Genomic DNA, 23898 nt, shown 5'->3' with positions numbered 1-23898 from the left:
CCTGCGCCCCGAGCTGCGCTGAACCGATCGGGCGCACCGCACGTATGCACGGACGAACCCGCCTGCCGGACTCGCCGTCGAAAGGGAGGAGAGCGCCATCAGCGACCACGACGCCCAACTGCTGCGCGCGTTGCACGACGAGCACGCCGACGCGCTCTTTGCGCACGCCCTCCGACTGGTCAACGGCGACCGGACGCGCGCCGAGGACCTGGTGCAGGAGACGCTGCTGCGGGCGTGGCGGCACCCGGAGGCGCTGGACCCCACGCGCGGCTCGATCCGGGCCTGGCTCTTCACCACGGCCCGGAACCTGGCTATCGACGCCTGGCGGCGCCGGTCGACCCGGGTCGGCGAGGTCTACACCGACGAGCTGCCCGAGCCCGCCGACACGGTCGACGAAACGGAGCGCGCGGTGGAGGCGTGGACCGTGGCCGAGGCGCTGAACCGGCTCAGCTCGACCCACCGTGAGGTGCTGGTCGAGTGCTTCTACCAGGGACGGTCGGTGGCCGAGGCCGCTGCCCGGCTCGGCGTGCCGCCGGGCACGGTGAAGTCGCGCACCCACTACGCGCTGCGCTCACTACGGCTGGTGCTGGCCGAGATGGGGGTGACCGGATGACCCGCTGCGAGTTCGCGCACGACGACGGCGCGTACGTGCTGGGCGCCCTCGCCCCCGCCGACCGGGCCGCCTACGAGCGGCACCTGGCCGGCTGCGCGACCTGCCGGGAGGCGGTGGCCGAGATCGCCGTGCTGCCCGGGCTGCTCGGCCGGCTCGACCCGGCCGGGCTGGAGCAGTTCCTGCCGTCCGCGTCGGAGACCTCCCGGGTGCCCGCGCTGCTCGACGCCGCGCGGGAGCGCCACCGCCGCGAGCGGTCCCGGACCCGCCGGCGGTACGCGATGACCGCGCTCGCCGCCGCCGTGCTCGCCGTGCTGGTCGGGGTCGGGGTAACCCTGGCCCGTCCGGACGCGGCCACCCCTGCGGAGGTGCCGATGGTGGCCATGCGGCCGGTCGCAGGCACGGTGCCCGTGCACGCCGAGATCGGGTTGACCCGCACCGACTGGGGGACCCAGGTCACCATGCACTGCGGCTACGACCAGTGGGGCGGGCACCGCCAGGCATGGACCTTCCGGCTGGTGGCGCACGGCCCGGACGGCGCGACGGAGCAGATCGGCTCCTGGCTGGCCGCCCCCGGCGAGGACGTCCGCCTCACCGGCGCCACCCGCTTCACCGGCGGCGAGCTGGTCCGGCTGGAACTGCTCCGTGGGGACAACACCCCCGTGCTGGCCTACGACGCCCGCTGATCCCCGATCAGCGGGCGCCGGCGGCGACCGGGGTCGGCGTCCGCGCCTCGGCGCGGGTACGGCGGGCGTGGCGGAGGGCGTCGGCGGTGAAGACGATCAGGGCGAGCCAGACCAGGGCGAAGCCCGCGAGGCGGGCCGGCGGCATGGGCTCGTGGAAGATCAGCACCCCGCAGCCGAGCTGGAGGATCGGGGCGAGGTACTGCAGCATGCCCAGCGCGGACAGCGGCAGCCGGTTCGCCGCGCCGGCGAAGAGCAGCAGCGGGATGGCGGTCGCCGCCCCGGCCAGCACCAGCAGCACGGTGTGTCCGGCCGAGACGTGGCCGAAGGTGGAGTCGCCCCGCCGGACCAGCCATCCCAGGTACGCCAGCGCGGGCAGCGCCAGCACCGCCGACTCGACGAAGAGGCCCTCCGCCGCCGGCAGTCCCAGCCGCTTCTTCACGAACCCGTAGCCGGCGAAGCTGAAGGCCAGGGTGAGCGCCAGGTAGGGCAGCCGGCCGTAGTCGACGGTCAGCACGGCCACCGCCAGCGCGCCGACGCCCAGCGCGGCCCACTGCGCCGGCCGCAGCCGCTCCCGCAGCACGAGGACCCCGAGCAGCACCGAGACGAGCGGGTTGATGAAGTAGCCGAGGGCGGTCTCCACCACCCGGTCCGAGTTCACCCCGTGGATGTAGGTGCCCCAGTTGACCGCGATCAGCGCGGCGGCGGCGGTGATGCCCGCGAGGGCCCGGGGCCGGCGCAGCAGCGCCCGCAGGAAGCCGATGTTGCGCATCGCGGCGAGCAGCAGCGCCACGAAGCCCACCGACCAGACGATCCGGTGGGCGAGGATCTCCATGGGCCCGGCCGGGCGCAGCAGCTTCAGGTAGATCGGGAAGAAGCCCCAGAGCAGGTACGCGCCGAGCCCGTACAGGTAGCCGAGGCGGATCGGGTTCACGCCTCCACCGTAAGTGGCGAAGGGGCCTGCTGATCCTTTCCGGTGACCTGGTTCACCCCCTGGTCGAGCTGCATCCACCGGTCCGGGTCGACCGGGGTGAAGCCGACCTTGGCGTACACCCCGTGGGCGTCGGCGGTGGCCAGCACGATCCGGCGTACGCCCAGCCCGGCCAGGTGGTCGCGGACCGCGCCGGCCAGCCAGGTGCCCAGCCCGCGACCGCGTTCCGCAGGGTCGACGTAGACGTCGCAGAGCCAGGCGAAGGTCGCCCGGTCGGTGACCACCCGGGCGACCGCCACCTGGCGCCCGTCGCCCGGCCGGTAGACGCCGAAGCCGATCGAGGCGGCGAAGGCGCGCGCGACGGTCCCCCGGTCCCGCCCGATCGCCCAGTACGCGTCGGTGGAGAGCCACCGGTGCACGAGGTCGAGGTCGATCCGGTCCGGGTCGGTGCTGAGCTGGTAGCCGTCAGGGCGGGTCAGAGTGAACACCCCGGTGACGCTAGTGCCGGCCGAGCCGGCCCTCACCAGCCAATTCCCGCCCGCTGGACTGGCCGGCGGGCGGGAATCGGGGTGCGTCGGGTGATCAGTCGCGGTCGAGGACGGCGCCGAGGATCCAGGTGACGATGCCGACGAAGAGCGCGCCGAGCACCGCGGCCGGCCAGAAGCCGTCCACGTGGAACGGCAGCCCGGCCTGGTCGGCGATCCAGCTCGTGAGCAGGAAGAGCAGTCCGTTGACCACCAGGGCGATCAGGCCGAGGGTGAAAAGGTAGAAGCCGCAGCCGACGGTCTTGATGATCGGCTGGAGCACCGCGTTGACCACTCCGAAGATCGCCGCGACCAGCACCAGCGTGGTCACCGTTTCGGTGACCGACTCCGAGTCCAGCGAGATGCCCGGGATGAGCAGGGTGGCCAGCCAGAAGGCCACCGCCGTCGAGGCCAGCCGGATCAGAAGACCCTTCAAAAAGTCCATGGCCGGGATCGTGCCACGGACCGTCCACCGGCGGAACCCGCGAAGATCGACGGATTCCTCGCCCGGTGCCGCCGCGCGCGTCGAACCGCGGCTCAGCGGCGGGTGGGGCGGCCGACCAGTTGCGACTCGATCGGCGTCGGGGAGAGCAGCGCCCAGCGCAGCGCCCGCCGGTTGACCACCGCGACCATGTCGTCCCGGATCCGGGTCAGCCACTCGGCCGAGCCGCCCAGCCCCAGGGCCGCGCCGGCCAGGGTCGCCTCACCCGGGTCCAGCGGTTGCAGGATCGCCAGGTCCGCCCGGGCCAGCGCGTCCACGTCCGCCGGGGTGAGCCCGCCCCGGACGACCAGGGTGGACTGCCAGGCCGTCCCGGGCCCGGCCCCGTCCGGCGCCCCGCCGGCGTCGAGCACGAGCAGCAGCGGCTGCAACGGCGATCCGGGCGCCCCGCCCACCGGCCGCCCGGGCGGGATCACCGGCACCGCCCCACCGGGCGTGCCGATGCCCCGGACGAACGGCTCCCAGGCCCCCGGTCGGGCGGTCTGCACGACCACCCGGGCGCCCAGGGCCAGCGCCCGCAGCACGACCAGCTGCGCGGCCCGTACCCCGCCGACGAGCAGCAGCCGGGTCGGCTCGGGACGGAACAGCCGTACGGTGACCGCCCCGCCGTGCCGGTTCGCGCCCACCATCAGCCCGGCCTCGCCGAGGCCCAGCTCCAGCGCGTCCAGGGCCGCCCCGCCCACCGTGGCGTCGGCTCGCGCCGACGCCAGCGGCAGGCTGCCGGCCAGCCCACCCAGCTGCTCGCCGTCGAGCCGGCGGACCTCGGCGCCGAGGTCGCCGGCGAGCCGACGCAGGGCCCGGTCGGCGACCGCAAGTTCCCCGGCCGTCCAGGCGGCCAGTCGTACGGTCAGCTCGGCCGGCACCGGCGCGGCGTCGGCGCCGGTGCGCGGGCCGACGCAGAGCGAGACGGTCGTGGCGGTGGCCGGCAGCGCGAGCAGCCGGGACACCAGCCGCCGCGCGGCGTCGGTACCCGGATCCGGCCAGCGCCGCAGCCGGAACGTGGTCTGCAGCAGCCCGCCGGCCCCCACGGTCTGCCAGGCCTCCCGGGTGGGCGCGCCGGCATCGTGGTGGGCCAGTTCGGCGAGCACCCGCAGCGCGGCCGGCTCGCCCAGCGGCCGCCCGGTCAGCGGCCCGAGCCGGCGGACGATCCGCCGGACGGTGCCGGACAGCGCGCGGCGCAGTTCCTCGTCCGACCAGCCGTCCACGCGGAGCACCCGGACGGCGAGCACGGTCCGGTCCCGCCCGGCCAGCCGCCCGTCGGTGAGCTGCCGGTACGACGTGCCGGCGGTGCCGGCACCGGTGGCCGGGGCCGGGGCGGGCGACGCGGAGAGCACGAGCTGGATCCGCACCGGTGGGCTCTCCGCGCTCGGGGCCGGCAGCAGGGACAGCGGCGGCGGCAGGGTGCGCGGGCCGTCACCGAGCAGGTCGCCCGGGTCGCCGATCTCCAGCAGCGCGGTCAGCCCGGCGGCGTCGTCGACCACGGCGGCCGGACCGCCGGCCAACTCCGCGGAGCGCACCTCGGCGCCGGGGGCCAGCAGGTCCACCAGGGCGGTCGGGCCGGCGGCCGGTGGGAGGGCGCGCCGTCGGGTGAGGAACGCCAGGCCGACGGCCAGCCACTCGAAGAGCCAGCGGCCACGCACCCGGACCCAGGCGGCGGGCAGCAGCAGGGTGGCGAGCAGCAGGGCGGCGGCGGTGACGGTCACCCCCCGGCCCACGGCGGCGACGAGCACCGCCATGGCCACCTGCGCCGCCACGACCTGACCGGCCCGCAGGCCCCTGGCCGTCCACGGTATCCACTGTGGTGTCAGAGGCTGGCGGGCCGTCGCCTGCGCCGGGGGTCCGGTCCTGGTCGCCGTCACCGCGCCTCCTCCGCCGATCCTCGGGTGACGATGGCGTGGCTCATCGTAAGGGTTCGGGGATCGAGCCGTTGTCCACAGGGGATGCTGAGGGGGTAGCACAACCGCAGTCGGACGGCTACCGTCAGCGACGAGTTCCGTCGAGCGCGCAGCCGTCCCGCCCCACCATGCCGGCCCCGCGCCGCGGTACGTCCACGTGGTCGTTCCCGCGACCAGCCACGACCGAGGAGACGAGGTGACGTCCGGGTGCCCCAGACCCAGGCAGAAGCCGCGGTGATGCAGCAGACCGCCGCGAAATTCGAGCAGGTGGACCAGTCGTTGCAGACCATGCTGAGCGGCCTGATGGCCGAGCTGGAGGTGTTGCAGCAGGCCTGGCGGGGCGCCGGCGGGCGCTCGTTCGAGCAGGTCAAGCAGCAGTGGTCGCAGGACCAGGCGGCGCTGCAGCGGGCCCTGCGGGAGACCGCCGCCGCGATCCGCACCGCCGGCCAGCAGTACGACGTCTCGGACACCGAGGCCGCCAGCCGGGTCGCCGGCACCAACCGCGGCATCCAGTTGCCGCTCTGACCCACCGGGAGGAGATCCGATGGACCACGGTGTGCTGGTCGTCAACTTCGCCGCGCTGCAGCAGGCCGGCGCGGACATCCAGAAGGCGCTGAACACGCTCGACAGCCAGCTCGGGCAGCTCGAACGGGACGCCGCGCCGCTGGTGGCGAGCTGGACCGGTGAGGCCCGGGAGGCGTACGAGCAGCGGCAGGCGCGTTGGCGGTCGGCCTCGCAGGACCTGCAGGCGATGCTGCGCGACATCAAGCTGGCGGTGGACGACTCCGCCGCCGACTACCTCGACACCGAAAAGCGGAACGTCAACCTGTTCCAGTGACGGTCGCTCGGCGGCGGCGTCGGGCGGCCCGCCCGACGCCGCCGCCGTCCGGGTCACCGACCGGCTCCGCCCTGCCATTGCGGGTCAGGCCGGGCCGGCCGGGCGCCAGCGGCGGCGGGCGCCCCGGGGCAGCACCGCCGCCAGCAGCACCACCACCGTCGCCGTTCCCCCGGCCACGCCGGCCACCAGCAGGGCCCGGTGCCGTGCCGTCGCCCGCCGGGCGCGGTGTGCCGCCGCGGCCGGATCCGTGCCGTCCACCGGGAGCACCGCCGCCTGGATGGGCCGGTCCACCACCGGCCCGGGTGACTCGGTGACCGCACGGTACGGATTCAGCACCCCGGCGCCGTAACCGTCGCCGCGCCCCGGGGCCGGGTCGGTGCTGTCGACGATCCGCCGAGCCACCTCCGTCGCGGTCAGTTCCGGGCGGTACTGCCGGAGCAGCGCCGCGGTGGCCGCCACGAACGGCGCCGCGTAGCTCGTCCCCTCCGCCCGGTGGTGTCCGTGCCCGGGGGCGGCCATCAGGACGTCGCCACCGGGCGCGACCAGGTCGACGTACGGGCCGGTCTGGGAGAAGGGTGACCGCACCCCGTCCGTCCCGATCGCGCCCACCCCGACCACCCCGTCATACGCGGCCGGGTAGGGACGGGGGTCCCCGCTGTCGTGGAGGTTGCCCGCGGCGGCCACCACGACCACGTTCCGGCGGACCGCGTACGCGATCGCGGAGCGGACCGCCGGGTCGTCCGCGTAGAGCACGACGGAGAGGTTGAGCACGTCGGCGTCGTGGTCGACCGCCCAGCGGATGGCCCGGGCGAAGTCGCCCGCGCCGACCGTACGCCCCGACTCCCGCCCGTCGACCACCTGCTGTTCGCTCACCCGCACCGGCAGGATGCGGGCGCCCGGCGCCAGCCCGCGGAACGCCACGCCCGGGCGGGGCGCCGCCGCAACGATGCTCGCCACCCCGGTGCCGTGGCCGGCGCAGTCCCGGGTGCCGTCGCCACCCGGGTCGAGGAAGTCGGTGCCGTCGAGCACCCGACCGGCCAGCTGCGGGTGCCGCCGGTCCACCCCCGAGTCGACCACCGCGACGACCACCCCGGCGCCGGTGGCCAGCGGGGTGAGCCGGTCCGGGGCGTACCGCTGCTGGGGCCACGGCTGGTCGGCCACCGGGCGGACCGGCGCGGGCGGAGCGGAGCAGGCCGGTGCGGCCCGGGCGGCGGCCGGCGCGGCCGGCAGGACGGCGGCGACGACCGCCGCCAGTGCGGTCAGGGCCGGGCGCGCGGTGGGCCGGGACATCGACCGCCTCCGTATCGTGGCGACTCCGGAACGCGATGTTAGCGCCTCCGCGGCGGGCCGGTGGACCGGCGACGGCCAGCAATTGTGATCTTGTTACCACCTTGTAGGTTGTAGGCGATACCTATGGCCTGTTCGCGGGAGGAGAGGTGGCCGTGACCGGATGGGAACCGGCTACCGAGGCCGAGGTGGCGATGCGGGACGCGTTGCGTGCCCAGGACCAGGAGCTCTACTTCCGCATCCTGACCCGCGTCGACCTGCTGCTGCCGGTCTCCGCGGAGGCGCCCGCCGGGCAGGCGCCGACGGGGTGGGGGACCTGGACCACCGGCGGGCGGACACACGTGCTGGCATTCACGTCGGCCAACGCGTTGCGGGCCTGCCTGGGCGAGAACCCGGGCACCAGCCGGCGGGTCCCGTACGCCGATCTCGCGGCGGACTGGCCGAACCACGAGTGGTGGCTGGCGGTCAACCCGGGCCTGCCGATCGAGGGCTACCTGCCCGCCTGGTTCGTCGCGCAGCTCTCCCGAGGGGACGTCCGGCTGCCGGGCCGGACCATGGGCGCCAGGGCCCGCCTCGAACGGGCCGAGACCGCCGCCCGCGCCCGGGCCAGCGCCACCGTGCCGGGCCGGGACGCCCCGGTCTCCCCGGCCCCCGGCACGCCGGTCTCCCCGGCCTTCGGGGGGTCCGCTGCGGCTGTGCCGGCCGCCGCGCCGGAGCCGTCGACCGTGCCGGTCCCGACCGCGCCGGTCCGGCCGCCGGTTCCGCCGGCGGCCACCGCGCCCGGCGTTCCCCCGGTGGCCCGCCAGCCGGAGGCACCGGACGTCCGACCGGCCTCCGCCCACGTGACCTCGCCCGCCCGGCCCGGGCAGACCGGCGGCGCGCCGGCCCGGTCCTCGGCCGACCCCGGTGACCAGCGCTCCGGCGACCGGCCCGGCGCCGGCGAACCCACCGGCTGGAGCGGCGCCGAGCCGACCGGACCGGGCGACGGCCCCGGCCGGCCTCGACCCCGGGCCGCAGTGCGGACGGAGGACGGCGCCGAAGGCCTCTCCGGCTGGCTCAACGACCTCCGTCGCCGCCCTGACGACCAGGACCCGTTCGGCTCCGGCCCGACCTCCGGCCGGCCCGGGGCGGCGGCCGCGAACGGCGGGCGGGACGACGCGGAGCCCATCCCCACCCGGTCCTTCTTCGAACCCGCGTCCGGGCGGCTGTCCCGGCGGCCGTCGCCGCTGGACCAGCCGCACCGCACCGGTGACCGGGCCCTGCCGCCGTCCCGCCTCGGCCAGGGCGGCCAGCCGTTCCCGCGTCGGCGGCCCCTCGGCGAACCGGTGCCGGAGGAGGCGACCCGGGCGTTCCGGGCCGACACCCCCGCCGCGCCGGCGCCGGGGTTTCCGCGCCCACATCCCGAGCCGCCCGCGGCGGAGCCGACCAAGGTGTTCCGCCCGGCCGACCCGGCCGCGGGCGGGGACCTCACCCAGGCCCTGCCCCGTCGTCGTCCGACCTCCGCCGGGGGTTCCGAGGCGGACGAGCAGACGCAGCAGATCCTCGCGCCCCCCAGCCTCGCCGGACCGGCCGCCCCGCAGTTCGTCGCCCCGACGGAGGCGGAGGAGCTGCCCGCGTCGGTTGCCGAGCCGGTGTCGGGCCCGCCCGCGCCCCGGCGGACCTTCTCGCCGATCGTCATCGAGGGGACCGTCATCGAGTCCCGCGACCTCACCGAGCCGGCGGGCGGTGACCCGGCAGGGTGGGCCGACGGCCGCCCGGCCGGGACGGAGCCGGCGGAGACCGCACGACCGGAACCGCGCGAGACGCCGAGCGTCGCCGCCGCCAACTCCGCGGCGGCCTCCGCCGACGCGGACCGGTCGGCCCCGCTGTGGGCCGGGCCCGCCGAGCCCACCGTGTCGTTCGCCGTGGAGCCGCGAACCGAACCGACCACGCCCGAGACCGAACCGACCGCACCGTTGTCCGAGCCCACCACGCCGCGGAGCGGGACGGCCGTACCACCGGCCGAGCCGACGGTGCCGCTGTTCGCGGCGACCGCGCCGCCGGCCGAGCCGACGGTGCCGCTGTTCGCGGCGACCTCGCCGCCGGCCGAGCCGACGGTGTCGCTGTTCGCGCCGACCACGTCCGCGGCCGAGCCGACCACGTCCGCGGCCGAGCCGACCACGTCCGCGGCCGAGCCGACCGCGCCGCTGCCCGGGTTCGGCACGTCGCGGGCCGGGACGGCCGTGCCGTCGGCGCAGCCGGCCACCCCGCTGTTCGAGCCGACCGTCCGGTCGGTCGAGACCGTCGAGGCGGCCGCCCCGCAGGGGGAGTCGAGCGCGCGGTCGGTCGAGCCGGTCGGTCCGAGCTCCCCGCAGGTCGAGCCGGCGTCGGCGGCGACCGGACCCGGGGCAGGCCCCGGACCGCTCGTCGACCATCCCGGCGGGTCCGGCACGCCCCGGCGCGAGGAGCCGGCGCCGGTCGACTTCGTGCCGGCGAACGACGTCGAGGAGGACCTGCTCGCCGCGGCGGGCAGCGGCAGCACGGACACCTTCCTCTCCACCCTGCTGCTGGCCCGGGTGCTGCTGCCCTCCGCACCGGACTCGGCGCCGGGCAGCCGTCCGGGGGACCCGGGCTTCGTCTGGCGGACCGAGGAGCTGGACGGCGAAACGTACGTCGTGGTCTACACCTCGCCGGAGCGGCTCGCGGACCGGGCCGACGGGCCGGTCGAGACGGTACGGGTCAAGTTCGTCCAGCTCATCCGCCGCTGGCCGGAGGAGAGCTGGTCGTTCGCGGTCAACCCCGGCACCCCCGTCGGGGCGAAGTACCCCGGCGAGCAGGTCCTCGGGCTGGCCAACTGGGCCGCCGAGGTGGGGCTCGGCGACGAGCTGGAGAGCGAGCCGGAGCAGTCCGTCGCCGAGCCGGCGCCGGTGACCCCGACCCGGCACGCCCCGCCGCCGCACGACCCCACCCGCCCGGTGACCATGCAGAAGGCGATCGCCGCGAGTCAGCTCGCCTACTACCTGGAGCGGGGCTACGACCGGGTCTCCGGCTTCGTGCACCGGGCCAACGAGCTGGCCCACCTGACCACCCCGGCGCAGCTGTACGACGCGCTCGGCCTCGGCCATCCGGACTCGCCCTTCTCCCGCGATGCCGAGGAGATCTACCTGCTCCGCTGGCCGGCGCACCGACCGAGCCTCTACCGCATCCCCTACGGGGGGCAGAACGAGGCCGCGATGCGGGCGATGGAGGGCTGGGTGATCGAGCGCCCGCCGTTCCGGGGCAACGGGTTCGCCCCAGGGGAGAGCACTGACGTGGTCGCCGAGTTCAAGGTGGACAGCGCGCGCCTGCCGCACGGCGCGCAGCTCTGGCGGATCGGCGCGGACGGCACCGAGCGGGTGGTCGCCATCCTGGACGGCGACGCGTTGCTGTGGCGACGGGTCGGTGAGCCGTGACCCGCGACGGCTACGTGGCCCGCTGGCAGGGCCGGGAGTACCAGGCCAGCCCGGACGGCGACGACGTCCGGCTCTACCAGCCGGAGTCGGGCGAGGGCTTCGAGGAGGTACGCCCCGGCCGGTACGTCCGGGTGGTCCCGGCCGCCGAGGTCGACGACCTGGCGTACGTCCGGACCACGTGCACCTGGCAGGGACAGCCGTTCATCGTGCTGGCCGAGCACGACGGCTGGCTGCGGGTGGAGTACACCGGCGGACGCTGGCCGGTCGCCCGGGCAATGGGCCTGGAGGCCTTCGACTTCGGGGTCTACCAGGGCTGGGCGCCGGCGAACGAGGTGGCCGACCTGCGCGAGCAGCGGGTCTGAGTCAGGACTTCGTCCAGCGCAGGATCTCGCCGAGCACCACGTCGCGGGCCTCCACGTGCGGAAAGTGGCCGACCCCGTCGAGCAGCCGCCACTCGTATGGGGCGGTGACGTACCGGCCGGAGCCCTGGGCGGTGCGCGGCAGGGAGGCGGTGTCCAGTGCGCCGTGCAGTTGCAGGGTCGGTGTGACCAGCGGCCGCTGCATCAGCCGGACGAACCGGTAGCCGTGCAGCCGGAGCACCGACCGGAACGCCCAGCGGTAGCCCTCCAGAGCGCAGAAGGCGGCCTGCGGGATCTGCATCGCCTCCCGGCAGCACCGGGCGTACGCCGCGAAGTCCGGGCCGGCCACCCACGCCGGCCCGCCCCAGCGGCGCAGCATCGTCTCGACCTCGGCGGCGTCGTCCCTGGTGAGCACGTGTTCGTAGCGGGGGCGCTGGAACTTCAGCGTCGGGGTGGAGGCGGCGAACTGGCCGCGCGGGTCGGCGAAGATCGCGGCGCGCAGCCGGAGCGGGTGCGGGGCGGCGAGCACCACCAGCCGCCGGACCAGCGTGGGGTGGAACGAGGCGGCGGTCCAGCCGATCAGGCCGCCGGCCCCGGTGCCCACCACGGTCGCCGACCGCTCGCCGAGGGCCCGGATCAGCCCAGCCACGTCGGCGGCGAGGGTGTAGCCGTCGTACCCCCGGGGTGGCTTGTCGCTCGCGCCGTAACCGCGCAGGTCGACCGCGACCGCCCGGAAGCCGGCGTCGGCGACCGCCGGCAGCATCTCCTTCCAGGCCAGCCAGTACTCGGGAAAGCCGTGCAGGAAGAGGACCATCGGGCCGGTGCCGGCCTCGACGACGTGGAAGCGGCTGCCGTTGGCGCCGACGAACCGGTGCGTCCACGGCCCCTCGGGCAGGACGCAGGACTCGTCGACGGGCCCGCCGCGCTGCTCGGTCATGGGGCACAGCCTAGGGCGGGCAGTCGGCCGACGGCCTCGCAGGTGGCGAGGATCAGGGGTTTCTCCGGGGACCACCGGACCGCGGGCCGTGGTGCCGGGGCCGGAAAGGGCGATGCCCGGGCAGGTGACCTGCCCGGGCATCGTCGTGCGGTGTTGCGCTGATCAGCGGATCAGGAGAAGCGGACCTTCAGCGAGGTGCCGTTCTGCTCCAGAACCTTGATCTTGGTGCCGGTGGCCGGAAGCTTGACGCCGTGGTTCGGCAGCTCCGGGTACCAGTACTGCTGGGTGTCGTCGAACAGCGGCTGCGCGGCCTGGCCACGGATGTACTGCGCCTGGCTGTTGATGTGCAGCGTGAACGAGTCGGCCTTCTTCAGGCTGAACGGCGCGTCGTAGACCTGGACCCGGGCCCGCCAGGGGCTGCCGGTCAGGTTGTAGATCGGCCGCGGGTGCGCGTCGATGATCATGTTCCGACCCTCACCCGGGTGCGCGAAGGTGTCGTTGTCCGCCCACCGCAGGTTCCAGTAGGAGATCAGCAGACCCGTCTGGTACGCGTAGTGGTCGACCCAGTCCGGTCGGGTGTTCGCGTAGCCGAAGAAGTACGGGCCGGTCTTCAGGTACTGGTCGTACGAGACGTACGACCGGTTGCCGGCGATGTAGTAGTTGTCGAACTTCCGCTGGTAGGACTCCTCGACGATGCTGAAGCCCTTCAGCGCCCAGTCCCCGGCGCCGGCCTCGGCGCCGTCGCTGAGCAGGGTCTGCCCGTCGGCGGTCACGGTGATTGCGTCACCGAAGAAACCGCCCGCGGAGAGTCCGCCGTCGGTGAGGTAGTGGAACCGGAACTGGGCCGCCTTGCCGGCCGCCATGTCCAGCGGGATGTTGATGTCGACCCAGTTGCCGGCGCTGCTGCCGGAGAGGGCCGGCCGCGGGTCGGTCTTCGAGACCGGCGGGAGCGGCTTGCCGTTGACCGTGCCCGGCAGCGCCGTCCAGGTGCTCCCGCCATCCAGCGACGCCTCGAAGAAGAGGTAGTCGAAGCCGGCCTCGATGGAGTAACGGCCCTTCATCGACAGCGCGGCCGTCGACTTCCCGGTGAGGTCGAGCGCCCTGGTCATGGTGTTGTTCAGGTCGTCGGCGTTGCCGGAGAAGTACTGCTTGGTGCCCTCGAACGGCTTGCCGTTGCTGAACGTGTACTCCCGCTGCGGGAGCACCACCACGGCGGCCTGAGCCTTCTTGGAGTTGTACTCCTGCGGGCCGAGGTTCAGGGTGCGCTTCTGCCCGGCCTTGACCACCTCGTAGTCGAGCCAGCCCAGCTGGAGCTTGTTCCACGCGCCCAGGTCGCCACCGCGCTCGCCGATGCCGCCGTCGTTCTTGGCGCTGAGTCGGCTCTGGGCCATCAGGGTCCAGTGCTCGTTGTTGTTGTCGCCACCGCTCAGGACGTTGTAGTCGTCCGGCAGGCCGAGGTCGTGGCCGTACTCGTGGTAGAAGACGCTGCGGCCACCGTTCTCCGGCTGGATCGTGTAGTCGCGGATCCACACGCCGGTGTCGCCGATCTCGGTGCCGCCGATCGGGAAGTTCGCCGGACCGGTCTGGGAGGTGTTGTACGCCGACCAGCGGTGGCTCCAGATGGCGTCCTCGCCCTGGTGCGGGTCACCGTCGGCCTGGTCGCCGCCGGAGTGGACGATCTGGAAGTGGTCGATGTAACCGTCCGGCTCGTTGAAGTTGCCGTCCTGGTCGTAGTCGAACCGGTCCCACTGGTCGAACGACTGCATGTCAGCCTTGATCTGGGCGGCGGTGCGGCCCTTGGCCTTCTGGTCGGCGACCCACTGGTTGGCCGCGTCGCGGACCAGGTCCCAGGTGTTCTGGCAGACGTTGCTCTCGCAGACCGCCGGGTCGTTGGCCGGGTCGTCCGAGTCGTCCGCGATCGGGTCGTCCGAGCGGCCGTACCGCGCGGCGTTGTACTTGACCTTCACCCAGTCGGTGACCTCGCCGTCCACGGTGTACCGGCCGGACGACTGGGCCTCGTAGTACTGCTTGAGCGACTCGTCGCCCGGCTTCGTGCCGAAGTACAGCTGCCGGAAGTGCTCCGGGCTGAAGTTGGCCTGCCAGACGGTGGAGTTGTCGACCGCCCGGTCGGGCGCCGGGATCTCGTTGTGCCGCGGCCCGTCGAACCGGGTCGGGCCCGGGATGTCGGGGTTCTCGTCCTTGTCCGGGTAGGCGGGGTCCCGCTCGTCGCCGAACTCGGCGAGGATCACGAAGATCTTGTCGGTCCGCTCCCGGGCCAGCTCGACGTACTGGTCCTTCTTGCCGTTTCGGCCCGGTGCTGCGGTCCGGGCGCCGGCCGCCGCCGCCGCGCCGCCGGCGGTCTCGCCGACCTTGACGACGGTGCTTCCGTTGATGTTCTGCGGCTTCGCCCGGCCGGAGAGGACCTCACTCAGGCCCTCCTGCCGCAGGGCGCGGCGCTTGTCCTCGAGTTTGTCCGGCAGATCGTGATCGGCTGGGGCCTGCTGCTCGGCAACCGACGGGGCGGTCGCCGGCAACTTCGGCTGCGGCGCAGCGCTGGCGGACGTGCCCGCCACCAGTCCCGTCGCCGTCAGCGATAGCCCGAGCAGACCCACTGCGACTTTGCGCACGTGGTACCTCCGGTGTGAGGGAACCGGCCCAACGGGGGTACGGGCCGGTGAAGACGTCCCACGAGTGGGACCAATGGTGAAGATAGACATTCCCGTGACGGGTGGGAAGAAAAGTTCGTCGATTTGTAGCAACTTTTTGTTGGGAATGCTTTTCACCGTCACACAGTCACACCGGATACGCGGAAGGGGCCGGTGGCGTCTCCACCACCGGCCCCTTCGGACTGCTACCTGATCAGTTGCTGACCTTCACGACCATGTCGTCGGTCGGGTTGGTGCCCTGCTGCAGGATCTCGATCTTGGTGCCGGTGCCGGCCACCTTGACCGAGTTCCACGGGTTGCTGCTGTTCCAGTACTTGTTCGTCCCACTGTCGGTGAAGAGCGGGTTCGGGTCGAGCGCCGGGACCGTGACCGCCACGCCGTTCTTGTGGAAGGTCTGGGCCGGCTTGCCGTACAGGCTGAACGTCGCGTCGTACCCGTTGCGGCGGTTGCTGATGGTGCCCTGGTTGCCGGCCTTGATCTGGCCCGGGCGGACGTCCACCGGCAGGTTCAGGCCGTAGCCCGGGTGCTCCGACGTGTTGTTGTCGCCGTACGCGTAATTCACGTACCAGACCAGCAGACCGGGCTGGCTCGAGTACCGCTCCACGAAGTTCGGCCGGGTGTTGAGGAACCCGAAGTTGTACCCACCGGTCCGCAGCGTGTCGTCGTAACCGAAGTAGGTCCGGTTCTCGGCGATGTAGAAGCGGGGGTAGGTGTCGGTCACCGAGCCGGTGATCCGCGTGAAGCCCTTCGCGGTCCACTCCGCGGCGATGGTCTCCGCGTCGTCGGTCCAGGCGACGGTGCCGTTCTTGGTCAGCGAGATGTTGTCCAGGAACGGGCCGGCGAAGTGCTTGCCGCCGTCCGTCGCGTAGCGGTAACGGAACAGCACCGTCTTGCCGGCGTAGGCCGACAGGTCGTAGGTGGAGTCGACCCACGCCCCGCTGCTGGAACCGTCGATGCCGCTGTCACCCGCGTCGACCAAGTTGTTCTTGACGTCGGCCCAGGTGGCGCCGCCGTCGGTGGACGCCTCGGCGTAGAGGTAGTCGTAGTCCTCTTCGGTGTCGTACTGCAGCTTGGAGGTGATCGACGCGGAGGTCGCGCCGGTCAGGTCCAGGGTGCGGGTCAGCGTGCTGTTCAGGCCGTCCGCGCTGCCGCCCCACCACTCGTACGACCCGCCGAACGGCGTGTTGTACTGCGTGGTCCGCGTCTGGTCGGGCAGATTGACCACGACAGCCTGGGCCTTCGGCCCGTCGCTGTCACCGGCCGGGCCGAGGGTCACCTGGGTGCTGCCCTTGCCGTAGTCGACCGTGGTGTGGTTGAGCCAGCCGAGGAACAGCTTCGACCACGGGTCCATGTAGCCCGGGGTCGAACCGATGTCGTCGGTGCCGTGGTTCAGCCACGATCCCGAGGACATCAGGCTCCAGAAACCGACGCCGTTGTCGCCGCCCGCGGTGTCGTACAGGTCCGGCAGACCGAGGTCGTGACCGTACTCGTGAGCGAAGACGCCGAGACCACCGTTCTCCGCCTCCGTGGTGTAGTCACGGATCCACAGCCCGGTGTCACCGATCGGCACACCACCGGCCAGGTTGCCCGCCGGTCCGGCCTTGCCCTCGAGGTTGGGGAACGCCGCCCAGCGGTGCGACCAGATGGCGTCCTCGCCCTGGGCGCCGCCGCCGGCATCCTCGCCCTCGCCGGCGTGCACCGCCTGGAAGTGGTCGATGTAGCCGTCGGGCTCGTTGAAGTTCCCGTCGCCGTCGAAGTCGTACCGGTCCCAGATGTCGAACTGCTTCAGGTAGTCCTTGATCTGCTGCGGCGTCTTGCCGGCCTTGGTCTGGGCGTCGTACCAGGACGTGGCACTGTCCTTGACGAAGTTCCAGTAGCCGTCGGCCTCGGAGATCTTGTTGCTGCCGTACCGCGCCTCGTTGAACGGGACGGTGATCCAGTCGCTGACGTCGCCGCCAACGGTGTACCGGCCACCCGACTGCTTGAGGTAGAAGTCCCGGAACGACTCGCCCTCACCGTAGAACATGTCCATGTAGTGCTCGCGGTGGAAGTCGGAGCGCCACGCGGTGCTGTTGTCGTCGGTGGAACTGCCGTCCCAGTTGCGGTCCGGCTCGGGGATCTGGTTGACCACCGGACCGGCAGCTCCGCCGGTGCGGGGGTCGGTCTTGTCGCCGAAGTTGACCAGCATGGTGAAGATCGGGTCGGTCTTCGGCGCCTGCTGGTACTCGACGAACAGGTCGTCCTTGACCTGGATGACCTTCGAGCCGTTGCGCGTCTGAAGCTTGGCCTTGCCCTGCAGCAGGTCGGCGATCGCCTGCTTCTTGACCTCCCGCTGCTGATCCGCCTTCGGATCGGGGAGGTTGTCCTTGCCGTGCTTCGCCTTGTCGGCACCGGGGGTGGGCTCCGCCGCCGGGGCGGCGGAAGCCGGGGCCGTGACGACGCCGGCTGCCAGCAGCGCGGCCGCGGCCGAAGCCAGGCCCGCCGTGACTCGTCTCCTCAAAGGTCCTCCTCCTTTGTGGAACTGTTACATGACAGAGGCAGCCAAGGCCATCACTGTCATGTCATGCGTCACTCACAATGACAGAGGTTTGCATCGTTGTCACCAGGCAATTACCGGACGGGTGGCCATCTTTCACGGGCAAATCCGGACCAAAGGGCCCGCTGGGTTGACGCCCATTCGCATCACGTTTCGGCCACAGTCACTCTGCGTGATCGCGATTATGGAGGCCCCGTGGGGGAGCGCTGCGTGCCTGGAAAATGTCACACGGAAAGTCGACCGGATGTCGGGCGGCGTAAGAGGAAGCGGGGCCCGTCCGGAGCAGTGTGCTCCGGCCGGGCCCCGCCGTGTGTCCCGTCGGTCGACGGGCCTCAGATCACGGGTTGGCCGAGGTGACGTACACCGTGGCGTACGAGTTGTCCTTCGCCGTCCGGTTGATGACGATCGATACGCCGTACGCGGCGTTCTGGTCGCCCGGGTTGCCCGAGCCGAGCACGGTGAACCCGAGGTCGGTGCCGTACAGGCCGGTGGCCGGGGTGCCGTCCGGGTTGGTGATCCGGGTGGTGTAGGGCGCGTTGCCCTTCGACGGGATGACCACCGAGGCGTCGCTGTCCCGGGCGAAGAGCCGTTGCTGGCCGTCGATCGTCCGCACCTCGAGGCCCGGGTACCAGCCCTTGGCGTCCGTGAAGCCCGCCACCGGCGCCTGGGCGCCGTAGCTGGTGCAGTACTCGCTGTACGGCTCGGCCGCCGCCTCCAGGCACTCCTTGAAGGGGTACGTCGAGTTCAGCGAGAAGGCCGCGTTCGAGGACTGCGGGCGGCTGGGCTGGTTGTCCAGCGTCGACGGGTCCTTGACTGCCGCCTCACCCTGCCGGCGCAGCGGCTGGTTGTGCGAGTCGACGATCAGCAGGCCGCCCTTGGCGCCGTAGCTCGGCAGCGAGGTCAGCTGCGCGGTCGTGTGGTTGACGTTGCCCAGCGCGGTGTCCCGGTACCAGACCAGCATGCCCGGGGCGTTGTAGGAGATCCGATCGACCTTCCACGCCTCGTGCGAGTAGACCGTGTCGTACGCGTACTTCAGGCCCTTGTCGAAGCCGTCGAAGTTGCGCCACTCGGCCAGGTAGTAGTGCGACTTGACCTGGGTGCCGCTGTCGGTGTGCCAGCCGGCCCCGGTGGTGTCGGTGAACGAGCCGCCGGTCATGGTCCAGCCGTTGGTGCCGCTCTCGACGTCGTCGCTCCAGGTGGTGGCGCCGCCGCCGGTGACCGAGAGGTCGTCGGCGAACCAGCCGCGCTCCACGAACGCCTCGTCCGTGGCGTAGCGGAGCCGGACCTGCACGGTCTTCCCGGCGTACGCCGACAGGTCGACGTAGTCGTGCCGCCAGCCGCCGGTGGTGCCCGTGAGGCCGTACTTCTTGTTGCCGTAGTCGACCATCCGGCCGTTCGGGTCGGCGTAGCCGTCGTTGGTCGAGACCAGCTTGCCGGTGGCGTCGTAGACCTTCTGCTCGGCCCAGGTGGCGCCGCCGTCGGTGGAGACCTCGACGAAGCCGTAGTCCCAGTCCGCCTCGACGACGTAGTTGTTCCACATCCAGAACTTCGCGTCCGCGGCGTTCGGGACGGCCACCTGGCGGCTGAGCTTGACGTCCGCCCAGTTCTGGTCGGACCCGGAGTACCACATGTTGGCCCCGCTGTGCGGCTGGGCCAGGGTGATCACCTTGTCCGGCAGGTTGATCTTGATGCCGTCCTTGGTGCCGACCGGGGTGTTCGAGGTCTGGCCGAGCTGCACCGAACGAGCGTCGTCACCGGGGTTGACGGTCAGCGGGTCGGCCCAGCCGAGCACCCACTTGTCCCAGAGACCCATGTGGGTCGGCAGCGCCTGGAAGATCTCCCCGGAGTGCGAGCCCGAGGCCATCAGGTCCCAGAAGTCGATGTCCGAGTCGGCGTTGCCCGAGGTGTCGTAGAGGTCCGGCAGGCCGAGGTCGTGGCCGAACTCGTGGGCGAAGACGCCGACGCCGGCGTCCTCCGGCTGGACGATGTAGTTCGAGACCTTCTTGTTGGTGCCGGGGATGGTGTAGCCGCCGGCCACCGTCGAGGAGTGCGCCCAGACCGAGTAGACGCCCACGTCGCCGCCGCCGCGGGACTTGCCCTGGTTGGCGTGCACCAGCACCAGGTGGTCGATCACGCCGTCCGGCTCGTTGACGTTGCCATCACCGTCGGCGTCGCCCTGGTCCTCGATGTCGTAGTCGGCCCACGGGAAGTTCGGGTCCATCTTCGCCAGCGCGTCGACCGCGTCCGTGGCGAGCCGCCCGGCGCCCTGCGGGTTGTCCGGGTGGCCGTTCATCGACTGCTCGCGACCGGCGACCCAGTTGCCGTTCTCGTCCTGGAAGCAGCGGGAGGCGGCGTACCAGCCCTCCGAGTGCGGCACGGTGATCCACGGGCTGGCCTGCCCGTCGACCGTGTACGCGCCCTTGGACATCTCCAGGTACATGTTGTGCATCGTGCGACCGGCCAGGCTGACGCCCGGCTTGCCGTCCGGTCCGGTCAGGTCGGTGCGGACCCGGTCGGTGATGCCCTCCTTGGTGTAGAGCATCTTGTCGTAGTGCGCGGGCGAGAAGTCCGGCACCCACATCGAGTTGTTGTCCTCGTGCGGCAGGGTGGCCGGGTTCGCGATGGTGTTGTGCCGCGGCCCGTTCTGGACGGTGCCGGGGACACAGCTCCGGTCCTCGAAGACCGTCTTGGGGACCATGACGTCGGTGAAGTCGTCGTTGGCGTGGTCGTTGAACTCCACCAGCAGGGTCAGCAGCTTGGCGGTCTGGGTGCCCTTGGCCTGCTTGATCTGACGCGGGCTCTGCCCGGTCTTGATCGCCTTGGCCTCCAGCTTGGCCAGCTCCCGCGCGGCCACCGGGTTGCCCCCGGCGAACTTGCGGTCGTAGGTGCGGGCCTCGTCCGCCGCCGACGTGAAGATGCCGTCCTTCCCCTTGAGCTCCTTGCCGGCTGTGTCCGGTTGCACCTCCGGCTCGGCGTAGTTGATGTAGAAGTCGTCCGCCCCGACCGTGGCTCGGGCCGGGCCGGACGTCTGGGCGGCCGCGCTACCCGTCACGGTCAGTGACGCGGCGGCGAGGGCGATGGCGGGCAGCGCGACGAGTAGGCGTCGCCGCCGATGCGGTGTGGTATTCATGCCGCTCCAAATCCTGGGGGCGTGAGAGGGATGATCGGAAAAGTCCGATGTAGTGGCGAGCGCCACAGCCGGCCCGATCCGGGCGAACATAGACAGAAAGATTGCCGATCAGCAAGTAATGAGACGACGGTCCATCCGTCCGGGCGGGTCGAAGTCGACCGATCGGTCGTCGTCGTGAGCCGATCACATGTGTCACCCCGATGCGATCGATGCGCGGCGGTGTGGAACAGCGGAGGTGGGAGAAGCGGCGCTGAAGACGGTGCGGCCCGGCGAAAACAGGGGTTGTCCTGCGGTGCCCGGCGCCTGACCCCTGATCTGTCTGTGCGACGGTCCGTCGTGCCCGTGGACGATGGCGGCTCGCCAGCGACTCCACGGCACGCGGGCGCGACGCCGGCCCGTCGGAGACCTTCCGTACGACACAGAAGTGGGCGGGGACGGCACGCTGTGCCGCCCCCGCCCACGAGATGATCCGAGAGTCGGGCCTCAGTCCTCGTCGGACTTGCCGCCACCCATCCCGGAGGAGATCAGCTCCATCACCGAGGAGTCCTGGAGGGTGGTCACGTCGCCGAGCGACCGGTGCTCCGCCACGTCCCGCAGCAGCCGGCGCATGATCTTGCCGGAGCGGGTCTTCGGCAGCTCCGGCACCAGCATGATCTGCCGGGGCTTCGCGATCGGGCCGAGCGTCTTCGCCACGTGGTTGCGCAGCTCGGCGATCAGCTGCTCGCCGGCCTCGCCAGCGGTGTCGGCGGTGCCGCGCGGGATGGCGAACGCGACGATGGCCTGGCCGGTGGTCGGGTCGGTCGCGCCGACCACCGCCGCCTCCGCCACCGACGGGTGGCTGACCAGCGCCGACTCCACCTCGGTGGTGGAGATGTTGTGGCCGGACACCAGCATCACGTCGTCGACCCGGCCGAGCAGCCAGATGTGCCCGTCGTCGTCCTTCTTCGCCCCGTCGCCGGCGAAGTACATGCCCGCGAACCGGCTCCAGTAGGTCTCGATGAACCGGTTGTCGTCGCCCCAGATGGTGCGCAGCATCGACGGCCACGGCTCGCGCAGCACCAGGTAGCCACCGCCGCCGTTCGGCACCGACTGGCCCTGGTCGTCCACCACGTCGGAAACGATCCCAGGCAGCGGGGTCATCGCCGAGCCCGGCTTGGCCGCGGTGACGCCGGGCAGCGGGGAGATCATGATCGCGCCGGTCTCGGTCTGCCACCAGGTGTCCACGATCGGCAGCTCGCCCCGGCCGACGTGCTGCCGGTACCAGATCCACGCCTCCGGGTTGATCGGCTCACCGACGCTGCCGAGCAGGCGCAGCGACGACAGGTCGTAGCCGGCGGGGATGTCCTCGCCCCACTTCATCATGGTGCGGATCAGCGTCGGCGCGGTGTAGAGGATCGTCACCTGGTACTTGTCGACGATCTCCCAGAACCGGCCTTTGTGCGGGGTGTCCGGGGTGCCCTCGTACATGACCTGGGTGGCGCCGTTGGAAAGCGGGCCGTAAACGATGTAGGAGTGCCCGGTCACCCAGCCGATGTCGGCGGTGCACCAGTAGACGTCGGTCTCCGGCTTGAGGTCGAAGACCGCGTGCGTGGTGTACGACGTCTGGGTGAGGTAGCCGCCGGTGGTGTGCAGGATGCCCTTCGGCCGGGCCGTGGTGCCGCTGGTATAGAGGATGAAGAGCGGGTGCTCGGCGTCGAGCGGCTGCGCGGTGTGCTCCGGGGAGGCGGTCTCCACCGTCTCGTGCCACCAGTGGTCCTTCGCCGACCAGGCGACCTCCTCGCCGGTGCGGCGGACCACCAGCACGTGCTCCACCGACGGGCACTTCGCCACCGCCTCGTCCACCGTCGGCTTCAGCGCCGACGGCTTGCCCCGCCGGTAGCCGCCATCGGCGGTGATCACCACCTTGGCGGTGGCGTCCTGGATCCGGTTGGTCAGCGCGTCGGCGGAGAAGCCGCCGAAGACCACGCTGTGCGTGGCGCCGATCCGGGCGCAGGCCAGCATCGCGACCGCCGCCTCCGGGATCATCGGCAGGTAGATCGCCACCCGGTCGCCGGCCACCACGCCCAGCTCGGTCAGCGCGTTCGCCGCCTGGCAGGTCAGCCGGTGCAGGTCGGCGTAGGTGAGGGTGCGGGTGTCACCCGGCTCGCCCTCCCAGTGGATCGCCACCTTGTCGCCCCGACCGGCCTCCACGTGCCGGTCCAGGCAGTTGTACGCCACGTTCAGCTGCCCGCCGACGAACCACTTCGAGAACGGCGGGTTCGACCAGTCGAGCACCTGGTCCCACTGCTTCGCCCAGGCCAGCCGTCCGGCCTGGCGGGCCCAGAAGCCGAGCCGGTCCTCCGCCGCCTCGGCGTACGCCTCGGCGGTGACGTTGGCGTTCGCGGCGAGCTCGGCCGGCGGCGGGAACTGGCGCGTCTCGTTCAACAAGTTGGCCAATGCCTCGCTCATGCCGTCGCCTCGCTTCGCTCGCCGACGCCATGAGGCTTCTCCGCTCTGAGCCTGATGATTCGCTCGCTTCGCTCGCTCATGCGGTGACTCCTTCGTCGCGTGACCTGCGTCTCCTACCGGCTGAGGTTAGTCGCGGCGCCGCGCGCCCGCGACAGCCCGGGCAGCCGTGGCGCGCCCAGCGGCTTCCGGCACGCGCCGAGATGCAGGGCCGTGCCCCGTGTTGACGCCTCCGAGGAGAAGCAGTCCCCTCCCACCGCCGGCAGCGCCGCCGCCCGCGGGTGGCAGGGCGCGCAGCATGGCGATCTGAGGGGTGGTTCGCGTCGCGTTCTCCGCGGCTGGCGGTGGGGCCCGGCGTCCGGGTCGCTAGCGTGGCGGGGTGACCACCGATCCGCTCGCCCCGCTGCTCGCGCTCGCCGACATCGCGCCCGCCGTCGAGCGCGCCCGCGACCGGGTCGACCAGGCGCACCGCCACCGCGCGCTGCGCCGGCACGGCGGCCAGGTCGCGGCCGAGGTCAGCCTCCGGTCCGCGGTGGCCAGCGCCGCACTCGAGGGGCGTACGCACGAGCGCGAGGCGGTCCGGGCCGGCACGGTCACCGACCCCGTGCTCCAGGGCGCGCTGCGGGTCGCCGGGGCGCTGCCGGGGCTGAGCGAACTCTGGCCGAAGGCGCCGCGCCAGGCCCTCGCCAAGCTGCACGTCCTCGCCGCCCGCGACGTCGTGGCGGAGCCCGAGCTGGGCCGGCCGGTCGCCGACCCGGTGGTCGCGGCACGCCTCGACGGGCTGGCCGGCCTGGTCGCCGGTGGCACGAAGGTCTCCCCGCTGGTGCTCGCCGCCGTCGTGCACGGCGAGCTGCTGAACCTGCGCCCCTTCGCCGGGCCGTCCGGGGTGGTGGCCCGGGCCGCCGCCCGGCTGGTGCTGCTCTCCACCGGCTTCGACCCGCGCGGGCTGGTCGCCGTCGACGTCGGCCACCAGGAGCGGGAACCGGAGTACGTCGGAGCGGCCGGCGCCTTCGCCACCGGCACCCCGGACGGGCTCCGCTCCTGGCTCCGCCACTACCTGACGGCAGTGGAGGTCGGCGCCGCCCAGATCGAGCTCATCGGCGACGAGGTGCTCGCCGCGTCCTGAT

The 23898-nt window shown here is 72.5% G+C and carries 17 protein-coding genes; 7 read left to right on the top strand and 10 right to left on the bottom strand.

All coding sequences use genetic code 11. The features are described 5' to 3' along the window. Positions 1 to 97: 97 nt before the first annotated feature. A complete protein-coding gene (locus tag GA0070613_RS07405; RefSeq protein ID WP_089011609.1) occupies positions 98 to 613 on the top strand; it encodes a sigma-70 family RNA polymerase sigma factor in 516 nt (171 codons plus the stop codon). Beyond that, a complete protein-coding gene (locus GA0070613_RS07400) occupies positions 610 to 1296 on the top strand; it encodes an anti-sigma factor family protein (protein ID WP_089011608.1) in 687 nt (228 codons plus the stop codon). Before GA0070613_RS07405 ends, GA0070613_RS07400 begins: the two co-directional genes overlap by 4 nt. 7 nt (positions 1297 to 1303) lie before the next feature. Here the strand turns inward: GA0070613_RS07400 and rarD are convergent, their stop codons facing one another. From rarD to eccE, 4 genes are all read right to left on the bottom strand, one after another. Beyond that, a complete protein-coding gene (gene rarD, locus GA0070613_RS07395; RefSeq protein ID WP_089011607.1) occupies positions 1304 to 2227 on the bottom strand; it encodes an EamA family transporter RarD in 924 nt (307 codons plus the stop codon). Then, complete coding sequence (locus GA0070613_RS07390; protein ID WP_089011606.1) at positions 2224 to 2712, bottom strand: GNAT family N-acetyltransferase; 489 nt, start codon at positions 2710 to 2712, stop codon at positions 2224 to 2226. Before GA0070613_RS07390 ends, rarD begins: the two co-directional genes overlap by 4 nt. Before the next feature lie 94 nt (positions 2713 to 2806). Continuing rightward, on the bottom strand, positions 2807 to 3193 hold the full coding sequence (locus GA0070613_RS07385) for a phage holin family protein (RefSeq protein ID WP_089011605.1): 387 nt from the start codon (positions 3191 to 3193) through the stop codon (positions 2807 to 2809). A gap of 92 nt (positions 3194 to 3285) precedes the next feature. After that, complete coding sequence (gene eccE, locus GA0070613_RS07380; RefSeq protein WP_089011604.1) at positions 3286 to 5106, bottom strand: type VII secretion protein EccE; 1821 nt, start codon at positions 5104 to 5106, stop codon at positions 3286 to 3288. Between the two features lie 243 nt (positions 5107 to 5349). Between eccE and GA0070613_RS07375 the strand changes: the two genes are divergently transcribed. Both GA0070613_RS07375 and GA0070613_RS07370 read left to right on the top strand, forming a co-directional pair. After that, the gene (locus tag GA0070613_RS07375) at positions 5350 to 5667 is read left to right on the top strand and encodes a WXG100 family type VII secretion target (RefSeq protein WP_089011603.1); all 318 of its coding nucleotides are present in this window, start codon (positions 5350 to 5352) and stop codon (positions 5665 to 5667) included. A 19-nt stretch (positions 5668 to 5686) separates the two neighbouring features. After that, positions 5687 to 5980: a WXG100 family type VII secretion target gene (locus GA0070613_RS07370; RefSeq protein WP_089011602.1), complete on the top strand. Its 294-nt coding sequence runs from the start codon at positions 5687 to 5689 to the stop codon at positions 5978 to 5980. An 84-nt stretch (positions 5981 to 6064) separates the two neighbouring features. Here GA0070613_RS07370 and mycP read toward each other — a convergent pair whose 3' ends face one another. Next, complete coding sequence (gene mycP / locus GA0070613_RS07365) at positions 6065 to 7270, bottom strand: type VII secretion-associated serine protease mycosin (protein ID WP_089011601.1); 1206 nt, start codon at positions 7268 to 7270, stop codon at positions 6065 to 6067. 152 nt (positions 7271 to 7422) lie between these two features. Here mycP and GA0070613_RS07360 point away from each other — a divergent pair, with 152 nt between their 5' ends. Together GA0070613_RS07360 and GA0070613_RS07355 are read left to right on the top strand one after the other, a co-directional pair. After that, a complete protein-coding gene (locus GA0070613_RS07360; protein ID WP_269459035.1) occupies positions 7423 to 10698 on the top strand; it encodes an SseB family protein in 3276 nt (1091 codons plus the stop codon). Beyond that, positions 10695 to 11060, top strand: a complete 366-nt coding sequence (locus GA0070613_RS07355; protein ID WP_089011600.1) for a hypothetical protein — start codon at positions 10695 to 10697, stop codon at positions 11058 to 11060. Before GA0070613_RS07360 ends, GA0070613_RS07355 begins: the two co-directional genes overlap by 4 nt. 1 nt (position 11061) lies before the next feature. Here GA0070613_RS07355 and GA0070613_RS07350 read toward each other — a convergent pair whose 3' ends face one another. The 5 genes from GA0070613_RS07350 to acs form a co-directional block, all read right to left on the bottom strand. Next, positions 11062 to 11994 (bottom strand): alpha/beta fold hydrolase, encoded by a 933-nt coding sequence (locus GA0070613_RS07350; protein ID WP_089011599.1) that lies wholly within the window; start codon positions 11992 to 11994, stop codon positions 11062 to 11064. Positions 11995 to 12164: 170 nt separating this feature from the next. Then, positions 12165 to 14606: an immune inhibitor A domain-containing protein gene (locus GA0070613_RS07345; RefSeq protein WP_089011598.1), complete on the bottom strand. Its 2442-nt coding sequence runs from the start codon at positions 14604 to 14606 to the stop codon at positions 12165 to 12167. Positions 14607 to 14853: 247 nt separating this feature from the next. Next, positions 14854 to 17160, bottom strand: coding sequence for an immune inhibitor A domain-containing protein (locus GA0070613_RS07340; RefSeq protein ID WP_089011597.1), 2307 nt, complete (start codon positions 17158 to 17160; stop codon positions 14854 to 14856). A 373-nt stretch (positions 17161 to 17533) separates the two neighbouring features. Beyond that, entirely contained in the window at positions 17534 to 20326 is a 2793-nt protein-coding gene (locus GA0070613_RS07335; RefSeq protein WP_089011596.1) for an immune inhibitor A domain-containing protein, read from the bottom strand. A 483-nt stretch (positions 20327 to 20809) separates the two neighbouring features. After that, positions 20810 to 22774, bottom strand: a complete 1965-nt coding sequence (acs, locus tag GA0070613_RS07330) for an acetate--CoA ligase (protein WP_089011595.1) — start codon at positions 22772 to 22774, stop codon at positions 20810 to 20812. Between the two features lie 376 nt (positions 22775 to 23150). On the opposite strand from acs, the gene GA0070613_RS07325 reads away from it, so the two are divergent. Beyond that, positions 23151 to 23897 (top strand): Fic family protein, encoded by a 747-nt coding sequence (locus GA0070613_RS07325; protein WP_089011594.1) that lies wholly within the window; start codon positions 23151 to 23153, stop codon positions 23895 to 23897. Position 23898: the final 1 nt, after the last annotated feature.

It is taken from the genome of Micromonospora inositola (assembly GCF_900090285.1).
Lineage (GTDB): Bacteria > Actinomycetota > Actinomycetes > Mycobacteriales > Micromonosporaceae > Micromonospora > Micromonospora inositola.
Note: the sequence above shows the minus strand (reverse complement) of the source record. Positions and strands in the feature narration are given on the sequence as shown.